Genomic DNA, 3,839 nt, shown 5'->3' on the forward strand with positions numbered 1-3,839 from the left:
AATGACAGGCGTCTGGTGTGCGCTGCCTGCAACAGAACTGGCAACGGCCGCACTCGGCCTCTGGCTCTATCGGCTGCATATAAAACGTAGAAATATCTAGACAGAACGACGACAAGAGCACCCACAAGTTCATTGCGATATGAGGAAACCCTCTATCATAGAAACACGCGACAGAAGATATCAAAACGGCATCTCTTTGCAGGATTAAGATGCCGTTTGTCTCTATAATATGTAATATGCAAAAATTTATTTTTCTTTGAACGGGCTATAGGCGATAAAAACTATTTCTATATTTGCGCCTCCTATCATGCCGGACACTTCGACGGTGGCCCTTGAGGGATAGGGGGCTGTGAAATAACTTTTGTAAACTTCATTGAATTCTGCGAATTTGCTTAAATCGGTAATATAAACACGGGCGTTAATAATGTCATCAAAAGTAAGATTCGCTCCATCCAATATCATCTTAGCTTCATGCATTGCGTTATGTGTCTCTTGTTTTATGTCAGGATTTTTGAGCAAGTCATCTGTTATACCGCAGACACCACCAAGATATAAGGTCTGTCCTGCCCATACTCCATAAGAATAAGGCGCCTTAGGTTCCGGCAAATCAATATTTTTTTGCACTTCTCTCATTTTTAAATTCCTCCTTTGGCATCAAGATTCAGTGTTTTCTTCCTATGTAAAACCAAACCTAAAACTATAACAGCTAAGCCAGCTCCAATTAAATCTGTTTGATATCCAGGAAGAATGAGCAGAATACCTATTATGATACATAGACAGATTTCATAATATCGTAGTTTGATAAGGAACCAGCCTTTGACTCCGGCAGTAAAAATAACCACACCTAGAATAGACGTTATACTAGCCATAACAACGTCGCTCACATTGCCGACAAATAGCAGTTCCGGGTAATTTAAGAATACAAATGGTATTAAGAAGGTGACGAAACCTATTTTACAAGCTACTTTTCCCGTATCAAAGAATGAAGCTCCCGCAATCTCAGAGGCTGCAAGTGAAGCAGGCGCCACTGGGGGCGTTATCATAGACAATACGGAAAAATAGAAAGCAAACATGTGCGCTTCTATCATCCCAAATCCAATTTGCTTGAGCGCCGGCACTGCAATTGCGGCTACAATGATATAGGCAACTGTCGTGGGTACCCCCATTCCTAAAACTATTGAGGCCATCGCCACAAAAATTGGCGCCATCCATTTAATCGAAGTTGGAAGATTGACTACTAATGCCAAGAAGTTGATCCCCAGACTTGTATAGGCGACTATTCCTATAATCATCCCTGACATCGCCGTGGAGACGGCGATCATTACCATTCTTTTTCCAGATAAAGTAAGAGCTTCAAAGATTTTGCGCAGGGTCATTTTATGTGGGGTCACATAACTTATCAGCACAGTTGCCGCTATGGCATATACTCCAGAGAGCATAGCGCTGTAACCACATCCCAACATCGCGATTATAACAAATATTGGAATAAGCAACGGCAGTTCTTTGACGACACATTCTTTCGAGGGCAGTTCTTCTGGGGGCAATCCTTTTATTCCAGTCATCGCCGCTTCAAAGTCTACGCTCAAAAACAGGGAGAAATAGTAGAGGAAACCAGGTATCAGAGCAGCCAAGGCTATCCGCGCATAAGGAAGTCCTGTATAATCTGACATTACAAAAGCAGCAGCACCCATAACAGGTGGTATCAACTGGCCGCCTGTGCTTGAACATGCTTCTACGGCACCCGCAAACTGCGGTTTAAATCCAAGTTTCTTCATCAAAGGGATGGAAAAAGTTCCGGTAGCATAAACATTAGCTACTGCGCTTCCAGAAATGGTTCCCATTAATGCGCTTGCGACTACGGCTATCTTCGCTGGGCCGCCTCTCGTTCTTCCAGCAACATACTTTCCAATATCCATTAAGGCTTCTCCACCTCCGCTGATTTCAAAAAAGCAGCCGAACATAATGAAAATAGAGATGATGGTAGCTGATATTCCCAAGGGTATACCAAAGACTCCATCGAAGCCAAAATAGAGAACCTCCATGATTCTAGACCATGTGTAATCTGAATGTTTCAAGAAACCAGGGAAAATTTCCCCCCAATGTCCATATACAAGAAAAATTATAACAATAATAGGTAATGAATTGCCTGTGAAGCGCTTCCCTATAATTAGTATCACCAGCGTGGCGGTAATAGATATCACAAGTTCTTCCGCGCCAAAAGAAGATACAAATGGAATCCAGTCTGAAAGCACATCCTGTCGAAATATAAAGTATCCCAATATTCCTGCTGACAGAATGAATCCTGAAAAATTAAACAACATTCGCAATGGAGAATCTTGTTTATTATCTGACATTCCATGCAGAAGAAATCCTAGCGACACCGCCAAGGCAAGATGGACCGTGCGCTGTATAGACGGTGGATAAACTCCAAAGACAGCCGTATAAAAAGTAAACAAAGCAAGTGATGCCGCAATTATGTTTATCAGGTATTGTTGCATTTGATGGATAATTTTATAAAGCAGCAATAGGTGCGCCTCCCCGTGTATTTGAGATAATATTGAACAAACGTAAGCTTTTTGGGTTTTTGCAAAAATATCTGCAATATATTATTCCCGGCAGCACTTACTAAGTAAAAGGCCGCAGCTGCAAATCTCCGTCCTACTGCGGCCTTTCAACTAAACTACTTTTTAAGATAGCCCTTTTCCTTGTAGTACTTGATTGCTCCGGGATGAAGCTCACCGCCTACGTTATTGGAAGCTGTTTGTGCTTTGAAAGAAGCGTGGTGGTTACCCCATGCTCTGATTAGTTCGGGCTTCTCACATATAAGTTTGGTTATTTTGTATGCAATGTCCTCCGGGACGCTTGAATGAATCAACAGTATATTAGGTTCTCCAAGCACAGGGAGGTCTTTTGTTATCCAAGTATAACTTCCTTTTTTCATGACTATTTTGCTATAGCCATACTTTGAGACCAGCTTATCGATAACACCTGTCTGCAGTGGCAGAAGTTTAAGCGGGGTAGTTTTTGAAAGCTCAACTAAAGCCGGCACTACAGGAGCTACAATACCATCAGCGTGACCATCCGATATAAGCTGTGCCGCATCTGCATAATTCATGTAACTGATATTGCCGCCCCAGGCAACGATATCTTCCGGCGTTATACCATATTCGCTGAGTATCCGAAGCGTACCTAGCGCAGGTGTACTTGCTTTACTCGTTGTTATCAGTTTAATAGGCAGTTTCTTATCTTTTATCTCTTGAATGTTATTCGCAGGAAAATTCTTTTTCACGAGAAACAGGCAAGTGTCGCTTGTTCCTATATTTGCAAGGGCAAGAAGATGCTTTGCATTGAGACCCGTATATGGAGCGGTCCCTTTTACGCCAGAGTTGTAAAGATGAGAGACCGTCGTAGCAAGCTTTGCCTCGCCTTTCTCTACCAAAACAATATTACCGACACCGCCGCCAGGTATAACGGATGTTCTTACTCCAGGGATGGCAGCTTCGATCTCCTTTCCAAGAGCTCCAGCCAGGCCATACCATGCGCCACCCTGCGGGCCTCCTGCCACTACGAGTTTGTAGTCCTCCGCAAATACAGAGAATGCCAGACTTAAAACTAATATCACGCTCAACGTGGCGCTAACAAAAAATTTTCTCATTATAGACACCGCCTTTTATAAGTTATATTACATTATTCCGGAGTAGATGAGCTGAGCCAAACTTAAAAAATCAAAAACGGGCATACCTAAATCACGCTTTAGAGCGCTGCGATAGGGCCCCAGGTTGGTGCATTCCAACAATATATAGGCTACCGTTTCTCCGCGTGACTGCGACGCAAAAATA

At 42.9% G+C, this 3,839-nt stretch carries 3 protein-coding genes; all 3 read right to left on the reverse strand.

Annotation, left to right across the window (positions count from 1 at the left end; translation table 11 throughout):
* Positions 1-246: 246 nt before the first annotated feature.
* Positions 247-633: a RidA family protein gene (locus RRY12_12700; protein ID MEG2185532.1), complete on the reverse strand. Its 387-nt coding sequence runs from the start codon at positions 631-633 to the stop codon at positions 247-249.
* Positions 634-635: 2 nt separating this feature from the next.
* On the reverse strand, positions 636-2,525 hold the full coding sequence (locus RRY12_12705) for a TRAP transporter fused permease subunit (protein MEG2185533.1): 1,890 nt from the start codon (positions 2,523-2,525) through the stop codon (positions 636-638).
* A 155-nt stretch (positions 2,526-2,680) separates the two neighbouring features.
* Positions 2,681-3,655 (reverse strand): TAXI family TRAP transporter solute-binding subunit, encoded by a 975-nt coding sequence (locus RRY12_12710; protein MEG2185534.1) that lies wholly within the window; start codon positions 3,653-3,655, stop codon positions 2,681-2,683.
* Positions 3,656-3,839 lie beyond the last annotated feature (184 nt).

Origin of the sequence: Cloacibacillus sp. (genome assembly GCA_036655895.1) — a bacterium.
Taxonomy (GTDB): Bacteria; Synergistota; Synergistia; order Synergistales; family Synergistaceae; genus JAVVPF01.

Bases quoted from the DNA above. Each gene is read 5' to 3' on its own strand.
- RRY12_12700 (MEG2185532.1), bottom strand. From the start codon at position 633: ATGAGAGAAGTGCAAAAAAATATTGATTTGCCGGAACCTAAGGCGCCT.
- RRY12_12710 (MEG2185534.1), bottom strand. From the start codon at position 3,655: ATGAGAAAATTTTTTGTTAGCGCCACGTTGAGCGTGATATTAGTTTTA.